Annotated in this window: 14 protein-coding genes; 10 read left to right on the top strand and 4 right to left on the bottom strand. The window is 73.0% G+C overall.

The annotated features are described in order from the left end of the window. Window positions 1-61: 61 nt before the first annotated feature. From ACFQ2V_RS09625 to ACFQ2V_RS09590, 8 genes are all read left to right on the top strand, one after another. Complete coding sequence (locus ACFQ2V_RS09625) at window positions 62-892, top strand: oxamate carbamoyltransferase subunit AllH family protein (RefSeq protein WP_386052464.1); 831 nt, start codon at window positions 62-64, stop codon at window positions 890-892. Continuing rightward, window positions 885-3,908 carry a bifunctional FdrA/YlbE family protein gene (locus tag ACFQ2V_RS09620; protein WP_386052463.1) on the top strand — a complete coding sequence of 1,008 codons (3,024 nt, stop codon included), beginning with the start codon at window positions 885-887 and terminating at the stop codon, window positions 3,906-3,908. The genes ACFQ2V_RS09625 and ACFQ2V_RS09620 overlap by 8 nt, the downstream gene beginning before the upstream one ends. 230 nt (window positions 3,909-4,138) lie before the next feature. Further along, window positions 4,139-6,031 (top strand): ABC transporter ATP-binding protein, encoded by a 1,893-nt coding sequence (locus ACFQ2V_RS09615; protein ID WP_386052462.1) that lies wholly within the window; start codon window positions 4,139-4,141, stop codon window positions 6,029-6,031. After that, the gene (locus ACFQ2V_RS09610) at window positions 6,031-8,055 is read left to right on the top strand and encodes an ABC transporter ATP-binding protein (protein WP_386052460.1); all 2,025 of its coding nucleotides are present in this window, start codon (window positions 6,031-6,033) and stop codon (window positions 8,053-8,055) included. Before ACFQ2V_RS09615 ends, ACFQ2V_RS09610 begins: the two co-directional genes overlap by 1 nt. 55 nt (window positions 8,056-8,110) lie before the next feature. After that, window positions 8,111-9,370, top strand: a complete 1,260-nt coding sequence (locus tag ACFQ2V_RS09605) for an NAD(P)/FAD-dependent oxidoreductase (RefSeq protein WP_386052458.1) — start codon at window positions 8,111-8,113, stop codon at window positions 9,368-9,370. Window positions 9,371-9,478: 108 nt separating this feature from the next. After that, window positions 9,479-10,687, top strand: a complete 1,209-nt coding sequence (locus ACFQ2V_RS09600) for a glycosyltransferase family 4 protein (RefSeq protein ID WP_386052457.1) — start codon at window positions 9,479-9,481, stop codon at window positions 10,685-10,687. A gap of 57 nt (window positions 10,688-10,744) precedes the next feature. Continuing rightward, complete coding sequence (locus ACFQ2V_RS09595; RefSeq protein ID WP_386052456.1) at window positions 10,745-11,599, top strand: bifunctional methylenetetrahydrofolate dehydrogenase/methenyltetrahydrofolate cyclohydrolase; 855 nt, start codon at window positions 10,745-10,747, stop codon at window positions 11,597-11,599. A gap of 14 nt (window positions 11,600-11,613) precedes the next feature. Continuing rightward, on the top strand, window positions 11,614-11,934 hold the full coding sequence (locus ACFQ2V_RS09590; protein ID WP_386052455.1) for a DUF3017 domain-containing protein: 321 nt from the start codon (window positions 11,614-11,616) through the stop codon (window positions 11,932-11,934). Between the two features lie 136 nt (window positions 11,935-12,070). Here the strand turns inward: ACFQ2V_RS09590 and ACFQ2V_RS09585 are convergent, their stop codons facing one another. The 4 genes from ACFQ2V_RS09585 to ACFQ2V_RS09570 form a co-directional block, all read right to left on the bottom strand. Then, the gene (locus ACFQ2V_RS09585; protein WP_386052454.1) at window positions 12,071-13,060 is read right to left on the bottom strand and encodes a malate dehydrogenase; all 990 of its coding nucleotides are present in this window, start codon (window positions 13,058-13,060) and stop codon (window positions 12,071-12,073) included. Between the two features lie 119 nt (window positions 13,061-13,179). Further along, window positions 13,180-17,484: a beta strand repeat-containing protein gene (locus tag ACFQ2V_RS09580; protein ID WP_386052453.1), complete on the bottom strand. Its 4,305-nt coding sequence runs from the start codon at window positions 17,482-17,484 to the stop codon at window positions 13,180-13,182. Between the two features lie 200 nt (window positions 17,485-17,684). Beyond that, the gene (locus ACFQ2V_RS09575) at window positions 17,685-18,533 is read right to left on the bottom strand and encodes a hypothetical protein (protein ID WP_386052452.1); all 849 of its coding nucleotides are present in this window, start codon (window positions 18,531-18,533) and stop codon (window positions 17,685-17,687) included. Then, window positions 18,530-19,180 carry a SatD family protein gene (locus ACFQ2V_RS09570; protein WP_386052451.1) on the bottom strand — a complete coding sequence of 217 codons (651 nt, stop codon included), beginning with the start codon at window positions 19,178-19,180 and terminating at the stop codon, window positions 18,530-18,532. The genes ACFQ2V_RS09575 and ACFQ2V_RS09570 overlap by 4 nt, the downstream gene beginning before the upstream one ends. Before the next feature lie 162 nt (window positions 19,181-19,342). Here ACFQ2V_RS09570 and ACFQ2V_RS09565 point away from each other — a divergent pair, with 162 nt between their 5' ends. Next, the gene (locus ACFQ2V_RS09565) at window positions 19,343-20,917 is read left to right on the top strand and encodes a DUF1800 domain-containing protein (RefSeq protein WP_386052450.1); all 1,575 of its coding nucleotides are present in this window, start codon (window positions 19,343-19,345) and stop codon (window positions 20,915-20,917) included. Window positions 20,918-20,925: 8 nt separating this feature from the next. Next, window positions 20,926-22,248: a DUF1501 domain-containing protein gene (locus ACFQ2V_RS09560; RefSeq protein ID WP_386052449.1), complete on the top strand. Its 1,323-nt coding sequence runs from the start codon at window positions 20,926-20,928 to the stop codon at window positions 22,246-22,248. Window positions 22,249-22,261: the final 13 nt, after the last annotated feature.

The following is a 22,261-nucleotide window of genomic DNA, read 5'->3' as shown; positions in this document are numbered from 1 at the left end:
AGCGGGCCGCGCCGGGCGGCCGCCGACACAGTGCGGGGAACGGCGGGAGGTGCGCACGGTCATGGACAACGGGCTCGACGTCACCCTGCTGCCCGCCTCCGTGTCGCCGCTCGTGGCCGCAGAGGTCGCCGGTGCGCCCCGGCGTCGCCGCGTCGTGGCCGCGTTCCCCACCTGCCTCTACGTCGAGCTCGGCGCCCACGAGCGCGTGCTGGCGGTGCTCGCCTCGGACGCTCTGGCGCTACCGATCGGACTGCGCCTCGCGCTGCCGTCCACCCGGGTGAGCTGGGGTCTCGAGGCCGGAGCGCACGTCGTCGTCGGGCAGGGGCGCGTACGCCTGCCGGGGGCCGACGTCGTCGCCGCGCGCCTGCAGCACCCGTCGCGGGTGCGGCCTGCCCCTCGCCGGCCGGGACCACCGACGGGCCTTCGCGAACCCGGAGTGCTGGGTGACCTGGCCCGTGAGATGGCAGCGGCGGCGCTCGCCGGCCGCTCCGTCGACTCCGGCGTTCGAGGACTGCTCGGAGCGGGTCGCGGCCTCACGCCCAGCGGCGACGACGCCGTCTGCGGCGTGCTGCTCACCCTCGGTGCCGTCGACGTGCCCCGGGCACGCCGGGCGCACGCGGCCATCGCCGCGGAGGTGCGTGCGGGCCTCGGCCGGACGACGAGCCTGTCCGCCGCGCTCCTCGTCGCCGCGGCATCGGGGTATGCCGTCCCCGACGTCGTGCGCCTCGTGACCGGTCTCGTCTCGGGAACGGTCTCGGCCGACCTCGTCGACCGGGTGCTCGGGATCGGGCACTCGTCCGGCCGTGACCTGCTGTCCGGCGTCACGGGCACCCTGCGTGCCCTCGACGCCTCCCTCGAAACCACCCCCCAGAAAGGAGCCTGCCGTGGCTGACCACGTCGAGCTGAGAACCGGTGCCTACTTCGACTCGGTGACCCTGATGCAGGTCTCGCGTACCGTCGCGTCGGCGCCCGGCGTGGACGCCGCGCAGGTCGCCATGGCGACCGAGCTCAACCTCGAGGTCATCCGCGGCATGGGCTTCGACGTGCCAGAGTCCGCCCCGAACGACCTCGTCGTCGCGATCCGCGGCGACGACGACGGCGTCGCCGCCGGGCTGTCGGCACTGGAGGGAGCGCTCACCCAGAAGCGCTCTGCTGCAACCGGACCCGGTTTCGGTGACGCGCCACAGCCCCGAGCGCTGGGCGGTGCGATCCGGCTCTCCGGCGCCGACCTCGCGCTCGTCTCGGTTCCGGGCGAGCACGCCGTCACGGAGGCCCTCGACGCCGTGCGCGCAGGCGTCTCCGTCCTGGTCTTCTCCGACAACGTGCCGGTCGAGGGCGAGGTGCGTCTCAAGGACGCAGCAGCCCGCGCCGGTGTGCTCGTCATGGGTCCCGACTGCGGCACCGCCGTCGTCGGCGGGGTCGCCCTCGGCTTCGCCAACGTCGTGCGCCAGGGGTCCGTGGGTCTCGTCGCGGCGTCGGGCACCGGGGCCCAGCAGGTCATGTGCCTGCTCGACGCGGCCGGTGTCGGCATCAGCCACTGCCTCGGCGTCGGCGGACGTGACCTCTCGTCCGCCGTGGCGGCGCGCTCGACCAAGCAGGCGCTCTCCGCTCTCGCGGCCGACCCAGCGACCGAGTCGATCGTCATCGTGTCCAAGCCGCCGGCCGCCGAGGTCCTCGCCGACCTCGAGGCGTATGCCGCCGGGCTGGGCAAGCCGGTCCACTGGGCGACGCTCGGGGCCGGGCGCCCCGACCTCACGACCGCTGTCGAGTCTGCGCTCCGCGCCGGCGGTCACGACGTGCCTGAGCGGTGGCCGTCGTGGAGCCCCGACGAGAGCGACGCGTCGTCCGACCTCGGTCCAGCATCGGGGAAGGCTGTGTCGCAAGGCAGCTCGCTGCGCGGCCTCTTCTGCGGCGGCACGCTCGCCGACGAGGCCATGCTCGTGGCGGGTGAGGTCGTCGGCGACATCCGTTCGAACATCCCGCTGCGCCCGGACCTCGCGCTCGGTCACGACCTGCGCGACGCCGGCCACGTCGTCATCGACTTCGGCGACGACTCCATGACCCAGGGCCGGGCCCACCCGATGATCGACCCGTCGCTGCGGCTCGAGCGCATCGCCGTCGAGGCCGCCGACCCGACCTGCGGCGTGCTGCTGCTCGACCTCGTGCTCGGCCACGGCGCGCACGCCGACCCGGCACCCGAGCTGGCCGAGGCGATCGCGGGAGCCCTCGCGACCGCGACCGCGGACGGCAGGCACCTGGACGTCGTCGTCTCGCTGACCGGCGCCGAGGGTGACCCGCAGGGTCTGCACTCGAGCGCCACCCGCCTCGTCGCCGCCGGCGCCGTCGTGCGCCTCTCGAACGCCGAGGCGACGCGCGAGGCCCTGCGCCGACTCGGGCACGACGTGACGGCACCGACGAGCACGGCGACGGAGCCGGCATACGCGAGCGGTGGCGTGGCTGACGCCAACGGCGCCGAGGCCCTGGGCGGGCTGCTCGTCCGGGACGTGTCGGTGGCGGCCGTCGGGGTCTCGCTCTTCGCGGACGCCCTTCGCGCCCAGGCTGTTCCGGTCACCGAGGCTGCGTGGCAGCCGCCGCTGGCCGGGACGTCCGACCACCTCGCGCGGGTGCTCGCCGACCCGAGACGTGACGCAGCGAACGCCGAGGCACTGCGCCGGATGGTTGCTGCCGGCGCCGACCTCGTCGACGTGCGGCCCGCCAAGGATGCGCTCGGTCTGGAGCGTGGCACGTTCCTGCACGCCGGCCCGCCGATCGAGTTCGCCCGTGCATCAGGCCCCCTCAAGGGCGCGCTCATCGGCGCGATGCTCTTCGAGGGGCTCGCCGACACGGCCGAGGAGGCCGAGGCGAAGCTCGAGAAGGGCGACGGCATCACGCTCGAGCCGTGCCACCACCGCGACGCCGTCGGACCCATGGCGGGCGTCATCAGCCCGTCGATGTGGGTCTACGAGCTGCGCGACGAGGTGCACGACAACACGTCGTGGTGCTCGCTCAACGAGGGACTCGGCAAGGTGCTGCGCTACGGCGCCTACGGACCCGAGGTCATCGACCGCCTGCGCTGGATGAACACCGTGCTGGGCCCGATCCTCCGGCAGGCCGTGCGCACCCGCGTGGAGCGCGAGGGCGGCATCGACATCAAGGCGGTCATCGCCCAGATGCTCCAGATGGGCGACGAGGGCCACAACCGCAACCGTGCCGGGTCGCTCATGCTGCTGCGCGAGCTGCTGCCGACGATGATCACGGCCGACGCGAGCTCGACCGACATCGCCGAGGCGGTGCGTTTCTCGGGTGCCAACGAGCACTTCTTCCTCAACCTCGGCATGCCGGCGTGCAAGCTGAGCACCCTTGCCGCCCACGGCATCCCGGGGTCCAGCGTGGTCACCACGATGGCCCGCAACGGCACCGACTTCGGCATCCGCGTCTCGGGCACCGGTGACGCGTGGTTCACCGGTCCGGCCAACACGCCGGAGGGACTGTTCCTCGGCTCCTACGGCCCCGACGACGCCAACCCCGACATCGGCGACTCCGCGATCACCGAGACGGCGGGCATCGGCGGCTTCGCCATGGCGGCGGCCCCGGCGATCGTCAAGTTCGTCGGCGGCGACGTGCCGTTCGCGCTGCGCGCGACCCAGACGATGTACGAGATCACGACGGGGGAGCACACGGCCTACCAGGTGCCGATCCTCGAGTTCCGTGGCACGCCGACCGGCATCGACGTCACGTCCGTGGCGCGCACCGGCATCCTGCCCCAGATCAACACCGGCATGGCCGGACGCGTCGCGGGCACGGGGCAGGTCGGCGCAGGCCTCGTCACGCCGCCCGAGCAGTGCTTCACACAGGCCCTCGCCGCTCTGGCGGAGGCCGCTCAGACCGCGCAGGCCGTGCAGGCCTGACACCGAGTTCCCAGCCCGGGCGTCCTGTCGTCGACGTCCGGGCGGGAGCACTCTGGGAGGTCGCCGGCGCGGGCGCCGACGCAGTGCGCCCGTCCGTCCGTCACCTTCGGCAACAGCGACCTCCGCTCGGGCGCGGTGCCCGACCCGACTCCATGAACCCGACCGACACCGACCCACCGCGCAAAAACCGGTGGGTCGGTGTCGGCAGCCCGGCCTAGGGTGAACGGGCCATGCGAGACTTCCCGCCCCAGACCAGGGCCTACACCGACCCCGTCGCCGACGTTCCCGACACCCGCACGCCCCGAGCCTTCCTCTGGTGGATGGTGCGGCAGAACGGCGGCCTCTTCGTCGCCGGCCTCGCCGTCGCCCTGATCTGGATGGTGCCGCAGACGGTCGGCCCCTGGATGGTGGGTCGCGCCATCGACACCGGCATCGTCGCGGGCGACTCCGCGGTGACCACGCGCTGGGTGCTCGCGCTCGCCGCCGTCACCCTCTTCGGCGCCTGCAGCGGCATCGCCTTCCACACCGTCATCGTGCGCGAGTGGCTCATCGCCCTCTACGGCACGACGAAGCTCGTCACGCGCAAGGCGCTCCAGCTCGGCCACGTGCTGACCCGGCGCACCCCGACGGGCGAGGTGCTGTCGGTGTCGGGCAGCGACGGCGACCAGTTCGGTGCGCTCATGGAGATCACGACGCGCGCCATCTCGCAGCTCGTCGCCTACCTCGTCGTCGCCGGCATCGTGCTCACCACGTCCGTCCGCATGGGTGTCCTCGTGCTCGTCTCCGCGCCACTGCTCGTCGTGCTCGGCATGCCGCTGCTCCGCCCCATGCAGCGCTGGCAGGGTGTCGAGCGCTCGCGCAACTCCGAGCTCACCTCGATGTCAACCGACATCGTCGGCGGCCTGCGCATCCTGCGTGGCATCGGCGGCGAGGACACCTTCGGCGGCAACTACGCCGGGCAGTCCCAGCGCGTACGCCTCTCGGGTGTCGCGGCCGGCCGCTGGCTCGCGGCGGTCGAGTCCGTCGGCGTGCTCCTCTCCGGCGGCTTCGTCGTCGCCCTCATGTGGCTCGGCACCCGCGAGGTCGCGCAGAGCCGCCTCACCGTCGGCGAGCTCGTCAGCTTCCTCGGCTACGGCCTCTTCCTCATCCAGCCGATGCGCACCTTCGTCGAGTTCGCCCAGAAGTGGACCCGCTCGGTCGTGTCGGCGCGCAAGGCCGTCGCGGTCCTGAGCCAGCGCCCCCCGTGGGTGCACCCCGACGATCCGGCCCCGCTGCGCACCGACGGCGACATCGTCGACGAGGCGTCCGGCGCGACGGTCCGCCCCGGCATCCTCACGATGATCGTGTCGGCCGTGCCCGACGACTCCGCGGCGCTCGCCGACCGGCTCGGGCGATACCTGCCCAGCGACGAGGGTGCGCTCGTCAGCGACGAGATCCCCGAGGAGCTCAAGGGCCGGGCGGCCCGGCGCGAGCGGTCGGCGCGGGCCCGGGCCCGCGAGGAGCAGGCCCGCCGCGACGAGCAGCGCGCGCGTCAGCCGTGGGGCGTCAGCGTCGACGGCGTCGACCTGTCGCAGATCCCGCTCGACGACGTACGCCGCCACATCCTCGTGAGCGACACCTCGCCCCAGGTCTTCGCCGGCACGCTGCGCTCGGCGGTCGACCCGCTCGACCGGCTGAGCCTCGAGCAGGCCGAGCGTGCCCTGCACACCGCGGCCGCCGACGACGTGTTCGACGCGCTGCCGGGCGGCTGGCAGGGCGAGCTCGAGGAGCGCGGCCGCGGCCTGTCCGGCGGGCAGCGCCAGCGACTCGTCCTCATGCGCGCCCTCGCCGCCGATCCCGACGTGCTCGTGCTCGTCGAGCCCACGTCGGCCGTCGACGCCCACACCGAGGCGCGCATCGCGGCCCGGCTGGGTCGGCACCGCGAGGGCCGCACGACGGTCGTCATGACCGCGTCGCCCCTGCTGCTCCACCACGCCGACGAGATCATCCTGCTCGAGGGTGGCGTCGCCACGGCCCGCGGACGCCACGCCGACCTGCTCGCCCACTCGCCGGCATACCGCTCCGTCGTCGTGCGCGGCGAGGGTGACGTGTCGGTGCTCGCCCACCCTTCCGAGGAGTCCTGATGAGCCGCCCCGACGGCACGGCCACGAGCACGTATGCCGCGTCGCCAGACGCGGCGCTCACGCACGTCTCGCTCCTGCCGCCCGAGCTCGCGGCCGAGTCGGCGCGCACGTGGGAGGGCCCCGTGCACGTGCCCGCGGTGCCAGACGAGCTGCGCCCGCCCGCGTCGGACGAGTCGGTCGGTGTCGGCGAGCGGCTCTCGGCGTTGCGCCGCCGGCACCTGCTGCGCGAGCGGAGGGCCCAGGAGTTCGTCGCCGACACGATGAACGCGCGCAAGGGCCTGCCGATCGCCGACAGCCGCAGCGTCGTGCGCTTCATCGGCCGGCTGCTCGGGCAGGAGCGGTTCCTCGTCGTCGCCGTCGTCGTCGCCAACGCGCTGGCCGCGACCGCGGGCCTGCTCGTGCCGCGCCTGCTCGGCGAGCTCGTCGACTCGACGGTCACCGACGTGCAGGCCGGCCGGGTCGACTCGGCGCTCGCCGGCGCGAACACCGCGGCCGTCGTCGTCGCCGGGCTCGTCGTCGTGCAGGGGCTGTTCACCCTCGCGGCCAAGACGTCCTCGGCCGTGCTCGGCCAGAGCGTCCTCGCCGCCGCACGCGAGTACGTCGTGCGCGCGATCCTGCGCCTGCCGCTGTCGAGGGTCGAGAGCGCGAGCTCCGGCGACCTCGTGACCCGCGTGACCCGCGACGTCGGCACGATGAGCGAGAGCGTGCGCTGGGCCCTGCCCGAGTCGATCGTCGCCACCATCACCGTGGTGCTCACCCTCGTCGCCATGGTGAGCAACTCGGTGGTGCTGTCGCTGCCGTCGATCATCCTCATGTCCCTCGCCCTCATCCAGGTGCGTCGCTACCTGCGGCGCGCCCCGAAGGGCTACCTCACCGAGAGCGGCACCTACTCCCGCATCAACACGACCCTCACCGAGACCGTCGAGGGCGCCCGCACCGTCGAGGCCCTGGGCCTGGCCGGTCACCGGCTGCGTCGCGGCGACGACGACATCGAGGTGTCGGGGCAGGCCGAGCGCTACACGATGACGCTGCGCAACCTGCTCTTCGCCGTCATGGACGTCGCGTTCAGCCTGCCGCGCGTGCTCGTGCTGTTCTTCGGCGCCCTCGGCTACGCGCAGGGCTGGGCCACGCTCGGCCAGATCACGACCGCTGTCCTCTACACCGAGGCGCTGTGGGGTCCGTTCGACATGCTCGTGCACACGGTCGACCGGGTGCAGGTCGGTGTCGCCTCCACGACCCGCCTCCTCGGCATCGCCACGGTGCCACCCGACCGCGAGGCCGGCGACGAGCAGCCGTCCGGGCCAGAGCTCGTCGGCTCCGACCTGCGCTACGCCTACCGCGCCGACCACGACGTGCTGCACGGCATCGACCTGTCGCTGTCGACGGGTGAGCGTCTCGCGATCGTCGGGCCGAGCGGTTCTGGCAAGTCGACCCTCGGCCGGCTGCTCTCCGGCATCCACGGCCCGCGCACCGGCTCCGTGACCGTGGGCGGCGTCGAGCTCACCTCGCTGCGGCTCGACCAGCTGCGCACCGAGGTCGCCCTCGTGACGCAGGAGCACCACCTCTTCATCGGCTCGGTCCGCGACAATGTCGTGCTCGCACGGGAGGGGTCCACCGACGACCAGGTGCGCGAGGCGCTGCGCGCCGTCGACGCGCTCGGCTGGGTCGAGCGCCTGCCCGAGGGGCTCGACACGAAGCTCGGCTCCGGCCACCAGGCGCTGACCCCCGGCCAGGCACAGCAGGTCGCCCTCGCCCGGCTCATCCTCGCCGACCCCCACACCATCGTGCTCGACGAGGCGACCTCGCTCATCGACCCGCGCACGGCCCGTCACCTCGAGGGTTCGATGAACGCGCTGCTCACCGGCCGCACCGTCGTCGCCATCGCCCACCGGCTGCACACGGCCCACGACGCCGACCGCATCGCGGTCGTCATCGACGGTCGGGTCGCCGAGCTGGGCAGCCACGACGAGCTGGTCGCGCGCGACGGGGAGTACGCCGCCCTCTGGCGCGCCTGGACCTCCTGACCTCGCGTCTGCCCAATTGCTCGACGGCGCGCGGTCGGCATGTGAAGGTGTGGACATGACGACTGACACGTCCGGAGAGCAGGAGCGCACGGCATACGTCCTCGTCGGCGGCGGACTGGCCGCGGCGAAGGCCATCGAGGGAATCCGCGAGAGCGACAAGCAGGGCAGCATCGCCCTCGTCGCCGAGGAGGACCGGCTCCCCTACGAGCGACCACCGCTGTCGAAGGGGGTCCTCAAGGGCGACGACGAGCCCGACACTGCCTTCACCCACGACAAGGACTGGTACGACGACAACGGCGTCGAGCTGCGGCTCGGCACCGCCGCGACGTCGCTCGACGCCGCGGCCCACACGCTCACGCTCGACGGGGGCGAGACCCTCGCCTACGAGAAGCTGCTGCTCGCGACCGGCTCGTCGCCGCGCGCGCTCGACGTGCCCGGGGCCGACCTCGGTGGCGTGCTCTACCTGCGCGAGCTGCAGGAGTCTCAGGAGCTGAAGAAGCACCTGACCAAGGACGCCCGGGTCGTCATCGTCGGCGCCGGGTGGATCGGGCTCGAGGTCGCCGCCGCGGCCTCGGAGGCCGGTGCGAGCGTCACGGTGATCGAGCCGCAGGCGGCGCCGCTGCTTGGCGTCATGGGCGAGCAGATCGGCGGCTGGTTCGCCGACCTGCACCGCGGCCACGGCGTCGAGTTCCGCTTCGGCGAGGGCGTCGAGCGCATCGAGGGTGACACCGCCGCGTCGGGTGTCGTCACGAAGTCGGGCGACACGGTTCCGGCCGACGTGGTCGTCGTCGGTGTCGGCATCACGCCCAACACCGGGCTCGCCGACGCGGCGGGCATCAAGACCGACAACGGCATCGTCACCGACCCCGGGCTGCGCACCTCGGCCGACGGCGTGTGGGCGGCCGGCGACGTCGCGAACTGGCGCAGCACCACGCTCGACACCAACGTGCGCGTCGAGCACTGGGCCAACGCGCACGACGGCGGTCTTGCTGCCGGCCGGTCGATGGCCGGCCAGGACGTCACCTACGACCCGATCCCGTTCTTCTACTCCGACCAGTACGACATCGGGCTCGAGTACGCCGGCTACGTGCCGCGCGGCAGCGGCGCCGAGGTCGTGCTGCGGGGCGACCCCAAGGGCAACGAGTTCATGGCGTTCTGGGTGCTGCCCGAGGGCGACGGGGTGCGGGTGCTCGCGGGCATGCACGTCAACGTCTGGGACACCATCGACGACGTGCAGCGCCTGGTCCGCGACCGCACCGTCGTCGACCGCGACCGCCTCGCCGACCCCGAGGTGCCGTTGAGCGACCTGACCTGAGCCCTGCTTGTCCGTTCTGCGCCCGCGGTGCCCCGACGTCTCCTACCCTCGGAGCGTGGCTGGGGCGCCGCGCTCCTCGAGGCGCGGCGGGACACGGGACGGAGGGCGATGGAGTTCGCGAGGCAGGGGGAGGCCGCCGCACGCGCGACGGTGCCCGTCGTCACGCCCATCGCGCAGCTCGCCTACGTGTTCTCGGAGTACTCCGTCGGCACCGGCAACGCCATGGCGACGAAGATCCATGCGCAGGCCCGGGCGCACGAGGCGATGGGCGGCCGCACCTACGTGGTCGTCAGCGACCGCCGCGAGCACGACTACGCCGAGGGCACGCTCGTGCGCTACGCCTCCAGCCGCCCGGCCACACGCGAGTGGTTCACCGACCTCGAGCGCCGCCTCGACGCAGCGTGCGGCCTCACGCTCGGGCGGCGGCCCCTCGTGGCGCGCTTCCACCGCGAGGCGCTCGACGCGGTGCCCGCCGACGCGAAGGCCCTCGTCGTCTACAACTACGCCGGCGCGATCACCGACCGGCTCACCCGCGACTTCGACGGCAAGATCGTGCTGCACCTCGGCAACGACGTCTTCCGCTCGTGGCGCCCTGCCGAGGTGCGCAGGGTCATCGCGCGCACCCACGTCACCGTGGCCGTGAGCGACTACCTCGCCGGCACCGTCGTCGAGCGGCTCGGCTCCAGACCCGACAACCTCCACGTCCTGCGCAACGGCGTCGACACCGCGGGCTTCCGCCCCGGCCGAAGGGCATCCCGAGAAGGTATGCCGCCCACCATCCTCTTCGTCGGAAACGTCGTCCCGCACAAGGGCGCCCACAACCTCGTCGCGGCAGCACGCGTACTGGCGCACACCACGCGGAACTTCCGTGTGCGCATCGTCGGGTCGTCGGGACTGCGGCCCTCCGAGGGCCTGTCCGACTACGAGCGCGAGCTGCGGCGCGCCGCCGCGCCGCTCGGAGACCTGGTCGAGTTCACGCCGTTCGTCGACCGGCACGCGCTGCCGGCCGTGTATGCCGGTGCCGACGTCTTCTGCATGCCCGTGGACTGGCAGGAGCCCGCCGGGCAGGTCGTCACCGAGGCCATGGCGTCGGGACTGCCGGTGGTCTCGGCCCGCAGCGGCGGCATACCTGAGTACCTCGGACACGAGGGCGTCTACGTCGACCCGCGCGACGCCAACCGGCTCGCCGAGGCGTTGCACGACCTCGTCACCGACCCCGGGGAGCGCGCCCGGCGCGGCCGCGCCCTGCGCCGCCGCGCCGAGTCGATGACCTGGGACCGCAACGTGCAGGAGCTCATGCGGCTCATCGGCGACTGAGCACGCCCGCCCGAGGGCGTGGGACCGGCCAGGGGCCGGGGTGGCAGGATGTGCACCGTGACGGCACAGATCCTCGACGGCAAGGCCACCCTCAAGGCGATCAAGGTCGAGCTGACCCAGCGGGTCGCTCGGCTGCGCGAGCAGGGCCTCGTCCCGGGGCTCGGCACCGTGCTGGTCGGCGACGACCCCGGCAGCCACTGGTACGTCAACGCCAAGCACAGGGACTGCGCCGAGATCGGCATCACGAGCATCCGCCGCGACCTGCCCGCCACGGCCACGCAGGCCGAGGTCGAGGCCGTCATCGACGAGCTCAACGCCGACCCCGACTGCACCGGCTTCCTCGTGCAGCAGCCCACGGGCCTCGACGAGATGGCGCTGCTCTCACGGGTCGACCCGAGCAAGGACGTCGACGGCCTGCACCCGACGAACCTCGGCTGGCTCGCCCTCGGCAAGCCGGCCCCGCTGCCGTGCACGCCGATGGGCTGCATCGAGCTGCTCCGCCGCCACGACGTGCCGATCGCGGGGGCCAAGGTCGTCGTCATCGGTCGCGGGCTCACCGTCGGCCGTCCTCTCGGCCTCATCCTCACCCGCAAGAGCGAGAACGCCACGGTCACGCTGTGCCACACCGGCACCAAGGACCTCGCGAGCGAGGTGCGCCAGGCCGACATCGTCATCGCCGCGGCCGGGGTGCCGAGCATCGTCACCAAGGAGATGGTCAAGCCCGGTGCCGCCGTGCTCGACGTCGGCGTCAGCCGGGTCGACGGCAAGATCGCCGGCGACGTCGCGCTCGACGTGGCCGAGGTCGCCGGCTGGGTCAGCCCCAACCCGGGCGGGGTCGGGCCCATGACCCGCGCCCTGCTGCTCACCAACATCGTCGAGGCCGCCGAGGCCTCGAGCGGTGCCGGCGCCTGAGGGCCTGACCGCCTGTGCAGTGGCGAGGTAGCGGGTTCGTCGTCCTCAGCTGGTGGTACCTCGTGGCGGGCCTCGCCGCCGCGGGGGTGCTCATCATCGCGTTCCTCGACGTGCGCTGGGGTGGCCGGCTCGTGGCCGCAGCCTTCTTCGTCGGGGCGCTGATCCGGCTCGTCGCGCGGCCCTCCCGCAAGGCCGGTGGCCTCACCGTGCGCTCGCGCCCGCTCGACGTGCTCATCCTCGTGGCGCTCGGCGTCGGGGTGCTCATCGCCTCGGCGACGGTCAACCTCGGCGCGAACGTGCCCTCGCGGACCTCGGTGACCCGCAGCGCCAACTGACCGTGGCGCCCGGCCGCCTGACCCGGCGTTCTTTCCACCGGGGGAGAGGGGCCTCTGGCGTACGCGGAAGGGCGCCGGTCACCTCGGGGTGACCGACGCCCTTCGACGTGTGAGGGGTGCGCTCAGCCGAGGCGCCTCAGATGAGGCCGAGACCCTTGACGGCGTCGCGCTCCTCGGCGAGCTCGGCCACGGACGCGTCGATCTTGCCGCGGGAGAAGTCATCGATGTCGAGGCCCTGGACGACGCTCCACGCGCCGTCCTTGACCGTGACGGGGAACGAGGAGATGAGACCCTCCTCGACGCCGTAGGAGCCGTCGGAGCGCACGGCCATCGAGACCCAGTCGCCGTCGGCGGTGCCCTCGACCCACGTGCGGGCGTGGTCGATGGTGGCCGAGGCGGCGGAGGCGGCCGACGAGGCGCCCCGGGCCTCGATGATCGCCGCGCCGCGCTTGGCGACGGTCGGGATGAAGGTGCCGGCGAGCCAGTCCTGGTCGCCCACGGTCTCGGCGGCGTTCTTGCCGGAGACCTCGGCGTGGAAGAGGTCGGGGTACTGCGTCGCGGAGTGGTTGCCCCAGATCGTCATCTTCTTGATCTCGGTGACCGGCACGCCGAGCTTGGCGGCGAGCTGGCTGATCGCGCGGTTGTGGTCGAGGCGGGTGAGGGCCGAGAAGCGCTCGGTCGGGATGTCGGGGGCGTTGCTCATCGCGATGAGCGCGTTGGTGTTGGCCGGGTTGCCGGTGACCGTGATGCGGATGTCGTCGGCCGCGACGTCGTTGAGGGCCTTGCCCTGGGGGGCGAAGATGCCGCCGTTGGCCTCGAGCAGGTCGCCGCGCTCCATGCCGGGACCGCGCGGGCGGGCGCCGACGAGCAGGGCGTGGTTGACGCCGTCGAAGACCTTGTTGGCGTCGTCGCCGATCTCGACCTTGGCGAGCGTCGGGAAGGCGCAGTCGTCGAGCTCCATGACGACGCCCTCGAGCGCCTTGAGCGCCGGGGTGATCTCGAGGAGGCGCAGCTCCACGGGGGTGTCGGGCCCGAGCAGGGCACCGCTCGCGATGCGGAACAGGAGGCTGTAGCCGATCTGGCCGGCTGCGCCGGTGACGGCGACCTTGACGGGGGTAGTGCTCACGGGATGGACCCTTCACATCGGTGTGGCGCTGGACGCTCCGACGCTACCAGCGTGCGTGTGCCGTCCCCGCCCCGCCCGGGTGCGTGATCGGTCACCCGGGCGGGCGCTCGCAGCTCGCGTCAGCTGATGGCTGCGGTCGCTGCCGACGTCCTGGCCACGCTCGTGTATGCCGTCTTGCTCCCCGTGACGGTCACCGTGATGCGGGCGCCGCGCATCGAGGTCCCCAGCAGGTAGGTCGAACCCGTGGCTCCGGTGATCGCGACGCCGTTGCGGCGCCACTGGTACTTCAGGGTGACCGGTGCGGGTGACCAGGTGCCGGCGGTCACGGTAAGGCGGGAACCGACCCGCGTCGTTCCGGTGATCCTGGGCACCGGTGCGGCAGTGAGGGTTCCGTAGGCGACGGCGAGCGTCGCCGCGGATGTCCTCACGGCCGTGGTGTAGCCGGTCTTGCTGCCCGTGACGGTGACGGTGATCCTCGCGGTGCGGTCGCTCGCGGCCAGCAGGTAGGTCGACGCGGTGGCCCCGGTGATGGCAACGCCGTTGCGGCGCCACTGGTACTTCAGCGTGACCGGTGCCGGCGACCAGGTGCCTGCGGTGGCGGTGAGGCGAACGCCGACCTTGGCGGTGCCGGTGATGGTCGGCACCGGTGCGGCCGTGAGGCTTCCGGTGGCGACGGCAGCCGTTGCGGCCGAGGTCCTCGCGACGCTGATGTAGCCGCTCTTGGTCCCGGTGACGGTGACGGTGATCCTTGTCGTGCGGTCGCTCGCCGTGAGCACGTAGCTCGAGGACGCGGCACCCGGGATGGCCGTGCCGTTGCGTCGCCACTGGTACGCCAGCGTGACCGGGGACGGGCCCCAGGCGCCCGGTGCCGCCGTGAGGCGCAGGCCCACCGTTGCGGTCCCCGTGATCGTGGGCGTCGGAGCGGCGGTGAACCTGAGCAGCGTGGACAGCTCGACGTCGATACCGGTCAGGCTGGCGGCGTCGGCCACCGTGACGGCCTGTGCGGTCGCGGCGTCGTTCGCCGGCCACCACCTGGTGACGCACAGCGGGCCTGCGACGGCGGAAGCGTTGGTGAGGCAGTCCTGCACCTGCACCCGGTAGCTCCCGGCCGGCAGGTCCGTGACGGCGTAGTGGCCCGCGGCGTCGGTGGTGGCCGATGCGGCCGCCACGCCGTCGGTCGTGCGCACGAGCGTGATCTTCGCCCGTGCTGCCGGGTTCCCTTGTGCCGTAACCGTTCCCGCGACCGACGCCGTTCCGGTGGGCGGGGGAGACAGGGTGGCGTCGACGTCCGCGACCGTCTGGCCGGCGGCCACCGTCACGTCCGACGGCGAGCTGGCCCCGGGTCCCGACCACAGCTTCGGGACGAGCCCCGCCGCGGAGAAGCGCACCCGCACGGTGCCGGGGAGCAGGCCGCCGAGCTGGTAGCCGTGGGTGCCGACGACGCTGGCGCTGCCGACGACGCGGTCGGCGGCGTCGAGCGCCTCGACGGTGACCTCGGTGCCCTGGGCGCCGGCCGGCACGGTGACGGTGCCCGCGATCGTGCCGCCGAGGGGCACGGTCGTGTCGGGGACCGGCGTCGTCTGGCCCAGCGTGAGGGTGAAGAGGGTGCCGCTGCCCGCGGTCTGGCTGCCGCCGACCCAGGTGGCCGCATACGGGCTCGTCGGCGTGACGTGGAGGCGCACCTGCCCGGCAGACAGGCCGCCGAGGCGGAAGGTCCCGTCGGCGCCGGAGAGCGTGGAGGCCACGACGCCGGAACCGTCCCAGGCGGTGACGTCGACGTCGGCCAGCGGCTTGCCCGCGTCGTTGAGCAGCGTGCCGGCGACGGAGGCGCCGACGACCGGCTGCACCTCGAGCACCGTGGTGGTCGGTGCCGTGAGGGTCTGGGGCGCGAGGACGAGCTGCTCGCTGAAGTCGCGCAGGTGCAGGGTCAGCGACCCGCTGGGCACGTCGAGGATCTCGAAGGTGCCGTCGGGGTTGATGCTGAAGGCGGAGTACGGGTTGCCGGCGGCGTCCTCGAGCCAGATGCTCAGGCTGTCGAGGCCGCTCGTGGCGTCCGCGGGCAGGGTGACGTGTCCGGAGACGACGCTCGTCGGGCCCGGGGCCGGCCCCGCGGCGGGCAGGGTGATGTCGACACCGGTGCGTGCTGTCGCGCCGGAGATCACGACGAACGTCGAGTCGGCCCACGTCGTCGTGTTGCCGAACCAGCGGGTGGCGCCGGTGGACCCGGTGGCCATGACGGCATACGTGCCCGACGGCACGCCGGTCACGGTCCAGGTGCTGCCGGCGGAGAGGTCGGCGGTGCCGAGCTGGGCGCCGGTGCGCACGTCGATGACCGAGACCTGGCCGGCCGTGGCCGTGGTCGTCCCTTCAGTCACCCGGCCCGAGATCGAGGCGCCGGCGGCGAGCCGGATCGACAGGCCGCTGACGGTGGCGCCGGCGGCGAGGGTGACCGGTGACGCGGCGGCGCTGTTCGTCGGCGAGCTGGTGGCCGAGCCCCACCAGGTAACGAGCGTGTTGCTGTCGACGGCCGAGAGCAGGTAGCTGCCGGGGCCGAGCCCGCTCACGGTGAAGGTGCCGTCAGGGTTGATGGGGTAGAGGTCGCGGAACGCTGGGTCGGAGGCCGGCGACACCATGAGGCTGGCGGTGCCGGGGTCGGCGGTGCCGTTGGGCAGGAGCACCCGCCCGGAGATCGACCCGCCGGGCACGAGGGAGAAGTCGGCACGGCCCGCGACGCCGTCGACGACGACGAAGCCCGTGGCCGTCACCGGGGAGAAGGCGTTGTCGTAGAACGCGGTGGCGAGGCCGGTGGCGGCAGGCGGAGTCACGCGCACGACGTAGCTGCCTCCCGGCAGGCCCATGGTGTCGAAGTTGCCGCCGATGTCGGTCGTGGCCAGGGCGGTGTCGGTGACGTTGGGGTCGGTCGACCATACGTCGACGGTGGCGTCGGCCACGGGGGCGCCGGTGTTGTCGGTCACCGTGCCGATGATCGAGCCGGCCTGCGCCATGGTGACGTCGCGACCGGTGACGGCAGCGCCGGCGGCGACGATGACGGGCGTCGCCGCGTCGCTGGTCGGCACGCCGGTCGTCGAGGAGCCGGACCACCAGGTGGTCTGGTAGCCGAGGGACTGGCCGTCGAACTGCACGTCGTACGCACCGGGTGCGAGCCCGGCGAGCGTGTAGTTGCCGTCGACGTCCGTGCTCACCGACGACCACGTGTCGGTGCCGACGGGCGCGGCCTGCACGACGACGTCGGCTATGCCGGCCGTCCCTCCCGCGTTGGCCTGACCGGAGATCGAGCCGGCCCTCACGAGGGTCGCGTCCATGCCGGCGCTCGAGCTGCCGGCCGTCAGGACAACGTATGCCGCGTGGGAGCGTGCCTGCGCACCGTCCCACCACCCTTCGATGAAGGCGCTCGCGACCGGCGGGATGACGTGGATGGTGTAGACGTCGGCGGGCAGACCCGCGAGCGACCAGGCGCCGGAGTCGTCGGTGGTGGCGTTCAGGGTCCCGGTGGAGAGCGGGTCGGAGTCGGCGGCGACGGCCACGACGAGCGCGCCGACCATGGGGGTCGTGGTCGAGCCGGCATACACGTGGCCGCTCATGGCGGCGGTCGTGTCGGCGACGGCGAGGAGGCTGCGGCTGGTGGGCGCGGTGCCGGCCGGCAGCACCATCGCGCGGCCGGTGACGGCGGCGCCCTCGGCCACCGGGAAGTAGGTGGGGGCGTCGGTGTCGGCCTTCATGCCGTAGGACCAGGCGACGCGGCCGGCTGCCCGGAAGGTCAGCGTGTAGGTGCCGGCGGCCAGGCTGCGCACGGTGAAGGTGCCGTCGGCGGCGGTCGCCACGGCGCTGCCGGTGACGTCGCCGGCCGTGCGCTCGCGCGGGGTGACGAGTACGTCGGGCAGCGACTTGCCGGCCTCGTCGACGACGCGACCAGAGACGGTGGCGCCGCGGGTCAGGGAGGCGTTGAGGCCGGGCAGCGTGCCGCCCGCGGCGGCGCTGATGATGCTCGCATCGGCTCGGCTTGTGGCCGACGACCACCACTGCGAGAGGTAGGCCGTGTCGGACGCGTCGAACTGCAGGTCGTAGTCGCCGGGCGGCAGGTCGGTCATCGACCACGCGCCGGTGGAGCCTGTGGTCGCCGTCGCCGCAGGGGTGAAGCCGGCCGCGCCGTGGGGGAGTGCCTTGACGACGACGCCTGCGACGGGTCCGCTGCCGTCCGCGGCGGTGACCTGGCCCGAGGCGGCGGCGCCCGTGGTGGGCGCGCCGGCGGCGGGTACGGTCATCGTCGGAGCGCCGGTGGTGGCCGCGAGGGCTTGCGCCGAGCTGACCATCCCCTGCCCGGCGAGCAGTGCGATGACAGCGAACAGAACCAGAATGCGGTGCCGGACCGGTGAGCGGTCAGACGGCAGCGCGCGCAGCGACATGGTCACTGGAATCCCCCCAGGCGTGACGGTTGTACTGCATTGAAGGTAGCCAGCAGGGGTGGCGTGCACGTGCGGAACACCGAATTCTCAGGAAGGGTGCGCAGCCGTACGCGTGATGCCCCGATCGCGGGTCAGAGGCCTGTCACGAACCCGTCATCAACTCGTCACGCCGGGGTGCGTCGGAGAGTGAGGGCCGGGCGTCAGGCTGTCAGCGCCAGGGAGCCGAGGGCGATGAGCCAGCTGACGAAGCTGCCGACGAGGAAGTACTCGGTGACGTCGTCGATGCCGGCCGGCCCGCCCGAGTAGGAGGCGTTGCTCGGGTCGTTGGCGTTGCCGGGAGCGCTGCGGGCGGCGGCCTGGATCTCGGGGAAGCGCAGCAGGCCCTTGGCGGCGATGACCAGCCCGGCGGCTCCGAACTCGCCGGCGAGGCCGAGGCCGAGGATGACGAGGCGCTCCATCGGCCCGAGCAGGCGCCCACCCTTGAGCCGGTCGGCGGGCTGGCCCGTGGTCGCGGGAGCGGGCTGGCCGGTCAGCGAGGCAGCGGCTGCGGCGGCAGCGTTCGCATTCGTGACGTCGGAGGGCCGCAGGGCCCCGATGGCCAGCAGCACGAGGCGCACGATCGTGTTGGCGGTCGCGACGTTGAACAGCGCGAGCCCCACGAGCAGCAGCACACGCCCGGGCCCCAGGGATCCGTTGCCCGGTAGGTCGGCCCAGTGCAGCCAGGTGGCGAGCGGGCCGCCCGCCGTGGTCGCCGCCCCGGAGAAGGCCAGCAGCCCGACGACGATGCCGGCGAAGGCGGCGAGTCCGGCGAGCGCTCGCCCTCCGGTCATCTGGGTGTGGCGGGAGAGCTCGGCCCACCCGGCACCCGCCGCAGCCGCGAGCGCCAGCGCGAGCCAGTCGGCCCACGTGCGCATCCCGGCGAGCAGGCCGACGACCACGATGACGAACGGCGCGACCACGTGGGCGACGACCCGACCCGGTCGCCACGACGTCGACCGGATGACGTCGCCGACCCCGATGCCGACGAGGGCGATCGACAGCCACGTCATGGCAGGTCGCCCAGCGTGGTCATCGCCTCGAGCGCGACCCCGATGCCGTCGCGGCGCACCCGCTGCGACACCGCCGACGGGCTGATGCCGACGGCGGCTGCGAGGTCGTGCTGGGCCCGGCCGTGCATGAGTCCTCCGAGGATCTGGCGAGAGGTTGTCGAGAGCGAGCCAACCATGAAGTCCAGACAGTCGAGCGCAGCCTGCACCGCCGCCACCAGGGCGGGTGGCTCGTCAGGGGCCAGGTATGCCGTCCGCGACGTGCGCGTCTGCGCGCGGCCTGCCTTCTCCTCGGCCAGCACGATCGCGTCGCGGGCCGCCCAGTAGGCCGGGCCGTCGTGGATGCCGCGCACGGGGTCGAGCGTCGAGACCACGCCGCGTCCCGCGCCGAAGCGCACGTCGGCGGTGCCGTGCAGCTCGGCCCGGATGAGGAAGCTCGCCCGGAGCGCGGCGCCGAGGGTGGGGTAGACACCCTGGAACTCGTCGCCGAGGGTGATGACGGCCGGGTCGTCGACGGGGACGTCGGCGTTGGCGCGGGCCAGCGCCACCTCGACGGCGTCGTGCAGCGCCTGCCGGTCGCGGTGGGTGCGCGACTCGACGATGTCGCCGATGAGCGCGACTGGCGACGCGGTGACCTTCTTTTCAGCCATATGAAGATAATATCTTCAAACCATCAAGATGGAGCCATCTGCTTCACAGTGCAGATCTGAAGGGAGCTCTAGTCACTCCATCTCCGGATGCTTCACGTCGGGAATGACCCAAATGTCCGAAAACCGAGTCAGGGCTCGGTGCCCTCCGTACCGTCGTGCAGCATGAACCCCCACTCAGCCGCCACGCCGGTTCGGCGCCGCGTGCTCACGGGGCTCGGTGGCGGCACCGCCCTGGCACTGGCTCCTGCCGGTGCCAGTGCCGCGTCAGCCAGCCGCACCGCCTCCGCCGCGCAGGCCACCGCCCTCGCCACCGCCACGGCCACCACCGACCCCGCCCTGCACCTGCTGCGCCGCGCGACGTTCGGCCCCACTCCGGCCCTGCTCGCCGAGGTGCGGGCCGCCGGCACGACGGGCTGGCTCGACGCCCAGCTCGCCCCGCTCACCCAAGTGTCCGACACGGCGATGGAGGCCGTGCTCGCGCGCTGGCCCAGTCTCGGCTGGAAGACCTGGCAGGTGCGCGAGCGCCTCCCGCAGTTCGGCTCGTGGGACGTCATGTTCGACCTGCTCGAGTCGCACCTCGCCCGGGCCCTCTTCTCCCGCCGCCAGCTCTTCGAGACGGCCGTCGACTTGTGGACGAACCACCTCGTCGTGCCGGTGCCGAGCAGCGAGGTCTGGGACAACGCCCATCTCTTCCAGCGCGACGTCATCCGCAAGCACGCCCTCGGCAGGTACTCCGACATGCTCAACGCCGCGGCCCGGCACCCGGCAATGCTCAAGGTGCTCGACAACGCCGACAGCCACAAGAAGGCGCCGAACGAGAACTACGGCCGCGAGCTGCTCGAGCTGCACACCGTCGGCGTCGGCGGCTACACCGAGGTCGACGTCAAGATGTCGGCCCTGGCGCTCACCGGCCTCGGCGTCGACTCCGAGTCGGGCCTCTACTCCTACAAGCCGCAGCGCCGCTTCGTCGGTGCGGTGAAGGTCATGGGCTGGAGCCACGCCAACACCTCCGCGGAGGGCGGCGACGCCGTCGTCACCTCCTACCTCAACTACCTCGCCACGCACCCCGCCACGGCGAACCGCATCGCCACCAAGCTCGCCGTCCGTTACGTGTCCGACACGCCCCCGTCCACCCTCGTGACGAAGCTCGCGCAGGCGTACCTCGCCAACGGCACCGCGATTGCGCCGGTGCTTCGAGTCCTGTTCCTCTCGCCGGAGTTCGCCGCCTCGGCGGGCCAGAAGGTCAGGACGCCCTACGAGGACGCGCTGGCCAGCATCCGCATCCTCGGGCTGCGCCCGGAGCCGGCGCCGGCGCCCGGGGAGAGCGACCTGCGCGACCTGCTCTGGTACACCGGCACGTTCGGGCAGGCGCCGATGGGCTGGCCGGCACCGAACGGCTACCCGGACGTCGCGACCGCGTGGGGCGGGGCGTCCGGCACCGTCAACCGCTGGAACTTCCACCTCGGCCTGGCCGGCAACTGGACGCTCAAGGCGATGACGCGCCCTGATGTCACGTCGCTCGTGCCGTCGCCCCTCCCGACGACGTATGCCGCCCTCGTCGACGCGCTCGCCGCGACGCTGCTGCTCACCCTGACCACGGCACAGCGCGACGCCATCTGCCGTTTCGTCGACCACGCGCCGACCGATGTGCTCAAGGCGGGCTCGGCCGCGGTGACGTGGCGGCTGCCGTCGATCGTCGCCCTGCTGCTCGACTCCCCGAACTTCGCGACCCGTTGAGGACTCCCATGACCAGCGACTTGACCCCCGGCGGGGCCCAGACCCTCCCACCCGGGTGCGCCTGCGCCCAGGGGCAGGCGGCGACCTCGCAGGTCTCGCGTCGGACGCTGCTGGCCGGGGCGGGCGCGCTCGGGGCGCTCGGCGCAGTCGTCGGCGTCGCCGGACCGAGCGACGCGGCGACGCAGCTCGCCTTCGCCGGCGCCGCCTACACCGGCGACACCATCGTCGTGCTCAGCCTCCGAGGCGGCTTCGACGGGCTGTCCGCAGTGGCCCCCATCGGCGATCCCGCGTACTTCGCTGCCCGGCCGTCCATCGCCGTGCCCGCCTCCCGGGCGATCAAGCTCGACACACTCTTCGGGCTGCACCCGGCCCTGGCACCGCTGAAGCCGATCTGGGACACCGGTGGCCTCGCGGCCGTCCACGCCGTCGGCCAGGTCAACCCGACCCGTTCGCACTTCGAGGCGATGGCCACGATGGAGAACGCCGCGCCCGGGTCGACGATCCGCACCGGCTGGCTCGACCGCATGATCGGCCTCAGCGGGCCGGTGTCGACGTTCGCCTCCGCGGCCGTCGGGGCCGCGACCACGCCGCCCTCGATGATCGGCCCGAGCCCCGAGCTCGCCGTCCAGAGCGTCGACGGCTTCACCCTGGCCGGCGCCGACACCGCCGCCGAGCAGACCCGCTGGGCGACCGCGCTGGGCGCCCTGTACGCCGGTGCCCCGGCCACGCTGGCGGCACCCGCCACTGCGGCACTGGGCGCCGTCTCGACGATGGCCGGGCTCAAGGCTGCGGGCTACACCCCGGCCAACGGCGCCGTCTACCCGAAGGGCTCGCTCGGCGATGCGCTGCGCGACCTGGCGCGCCTGATCAAGGCCGGCATCGGGCTACGGGCAGCCACGGTCGACGTCGGCAACTGGGACATGCACTCGGGGCTCGGCGCGAGCGACTCCGGCTGGATGTTCCGCCAGCTCACCGAGCTCGGTCAGGCGCTGGCCGCATTCCACCGCGACCTGGGCCCGAAGATGGCCGACGTGACCCTCGTGACCCTCAGCGAGTTCGGGCGCCGCGTCGCCGAGAACGGCTCGGGAGGCCTCGACCACGGCCATGGGAACGTGTCGCTCGTGATGGGCGGCGGGGTGCGTGGCGGCAAGGTCTACGGCCGCTGGCCCGGCCTCGCGGCGGCGAGCCTAGACTCCGGTGACCTAGCGGGCACGACCGACTACCGCACGGTGCTGGCCGAGGCGCTCGAGCAGCGCGCGAAGATCGCGTCGACGACGGTCTTCCCGGGGCTGGGCACCGACCGTCTTGGCCTGTTCGCCGCCCGGGCCTGAGAGCGGTTCAGTG

This window comes from Terrabacter terrigena (assembly GCF_042676085.1).
Classification (GTDB): domain Bacteria; phylum Actinomycetota; class Actinomycetes; order Actinomycetales; family Dermatophilaceae; genus Terrabacter; species Terrabacter terrigena.
The sequence above is the reverse complement of the archived record's forward strand: the minus strand, read 5'-3'. Positions and strand labels throughout refer to the sequence as shown.

Coding starts and splice junctions, on each gene's coding strand:
- ACFQ2V_RS09625 (WP_386052464.1), top strand. CDS start 62: ATGGACAACGGGCTCGACGTCACCCTGCTGCCCGCCTCCGTGTCGCCG.
- ACFQ2V_RS09615 (WP_386052462.1), top strand. CDS start 4,139: ATGCGAGACTTCCCGCCCCAGACCAGGGCCTACACCGACCCCGTCGCC.
- ACFQ2V_RS09610 (WP_386052460.1), top strand. CDS start 6,031: ATGAGCCGCCCCGACGGCACGGCCACGAGCACGTATGCCGCGTCGCCA.
- ACFQ2V_RS09605 (WP_386052458.1), top strand. CDS start 8,111: ATGACGACTGACACGTCCGGAGAGCAGGAGCGCACGGCATACGTCCTC.
- ACFQ2V_RS09600 (WP_386052457.1), top strand. CDS start 9,479: ATGGAGTTCGCGAGGCAGGGGGAGGCCGCCGCACGCGCGACGGTGCCC.
- ACFQ2V_RS09580 (WP_386052453.1), bottom strand. CDS start 17,484: ATGTCGCTGCGCGCGCTGCCGTCTGACCGCTCACCGGTCCGGCACCGC.
- ACFQ2V_RS09575 (WP_386052452.1), bottom strand. CDS start 18,533: ATGACGTGGCTGTCGATCGCCCTCGTCGGCATCGGGGTCGGCGACGTC.
- ACFQ2V_RS09570 (WP_386052451.1), bottom strand. CDS start 19,180: ATGGCTGAAAAGAAGGTCACCGCGTCGCCAGTCGCGCTCATCGGCGAC.
- ACFQ2V_RS09565 (WP_386052450.1), top strand. CDS start 19,343: ATGAACCCCCACTCAGCCGCCACGCCGGTTCGGCGCCGCGTGCTCACG.
- ACFQ2V_RS09560 (WP_386052449.1), top strand. CDS start 20,926: ATGACCAGCGACTTGACCCCCGGCGGGGCCCAGACCCTCCCACCCGGG.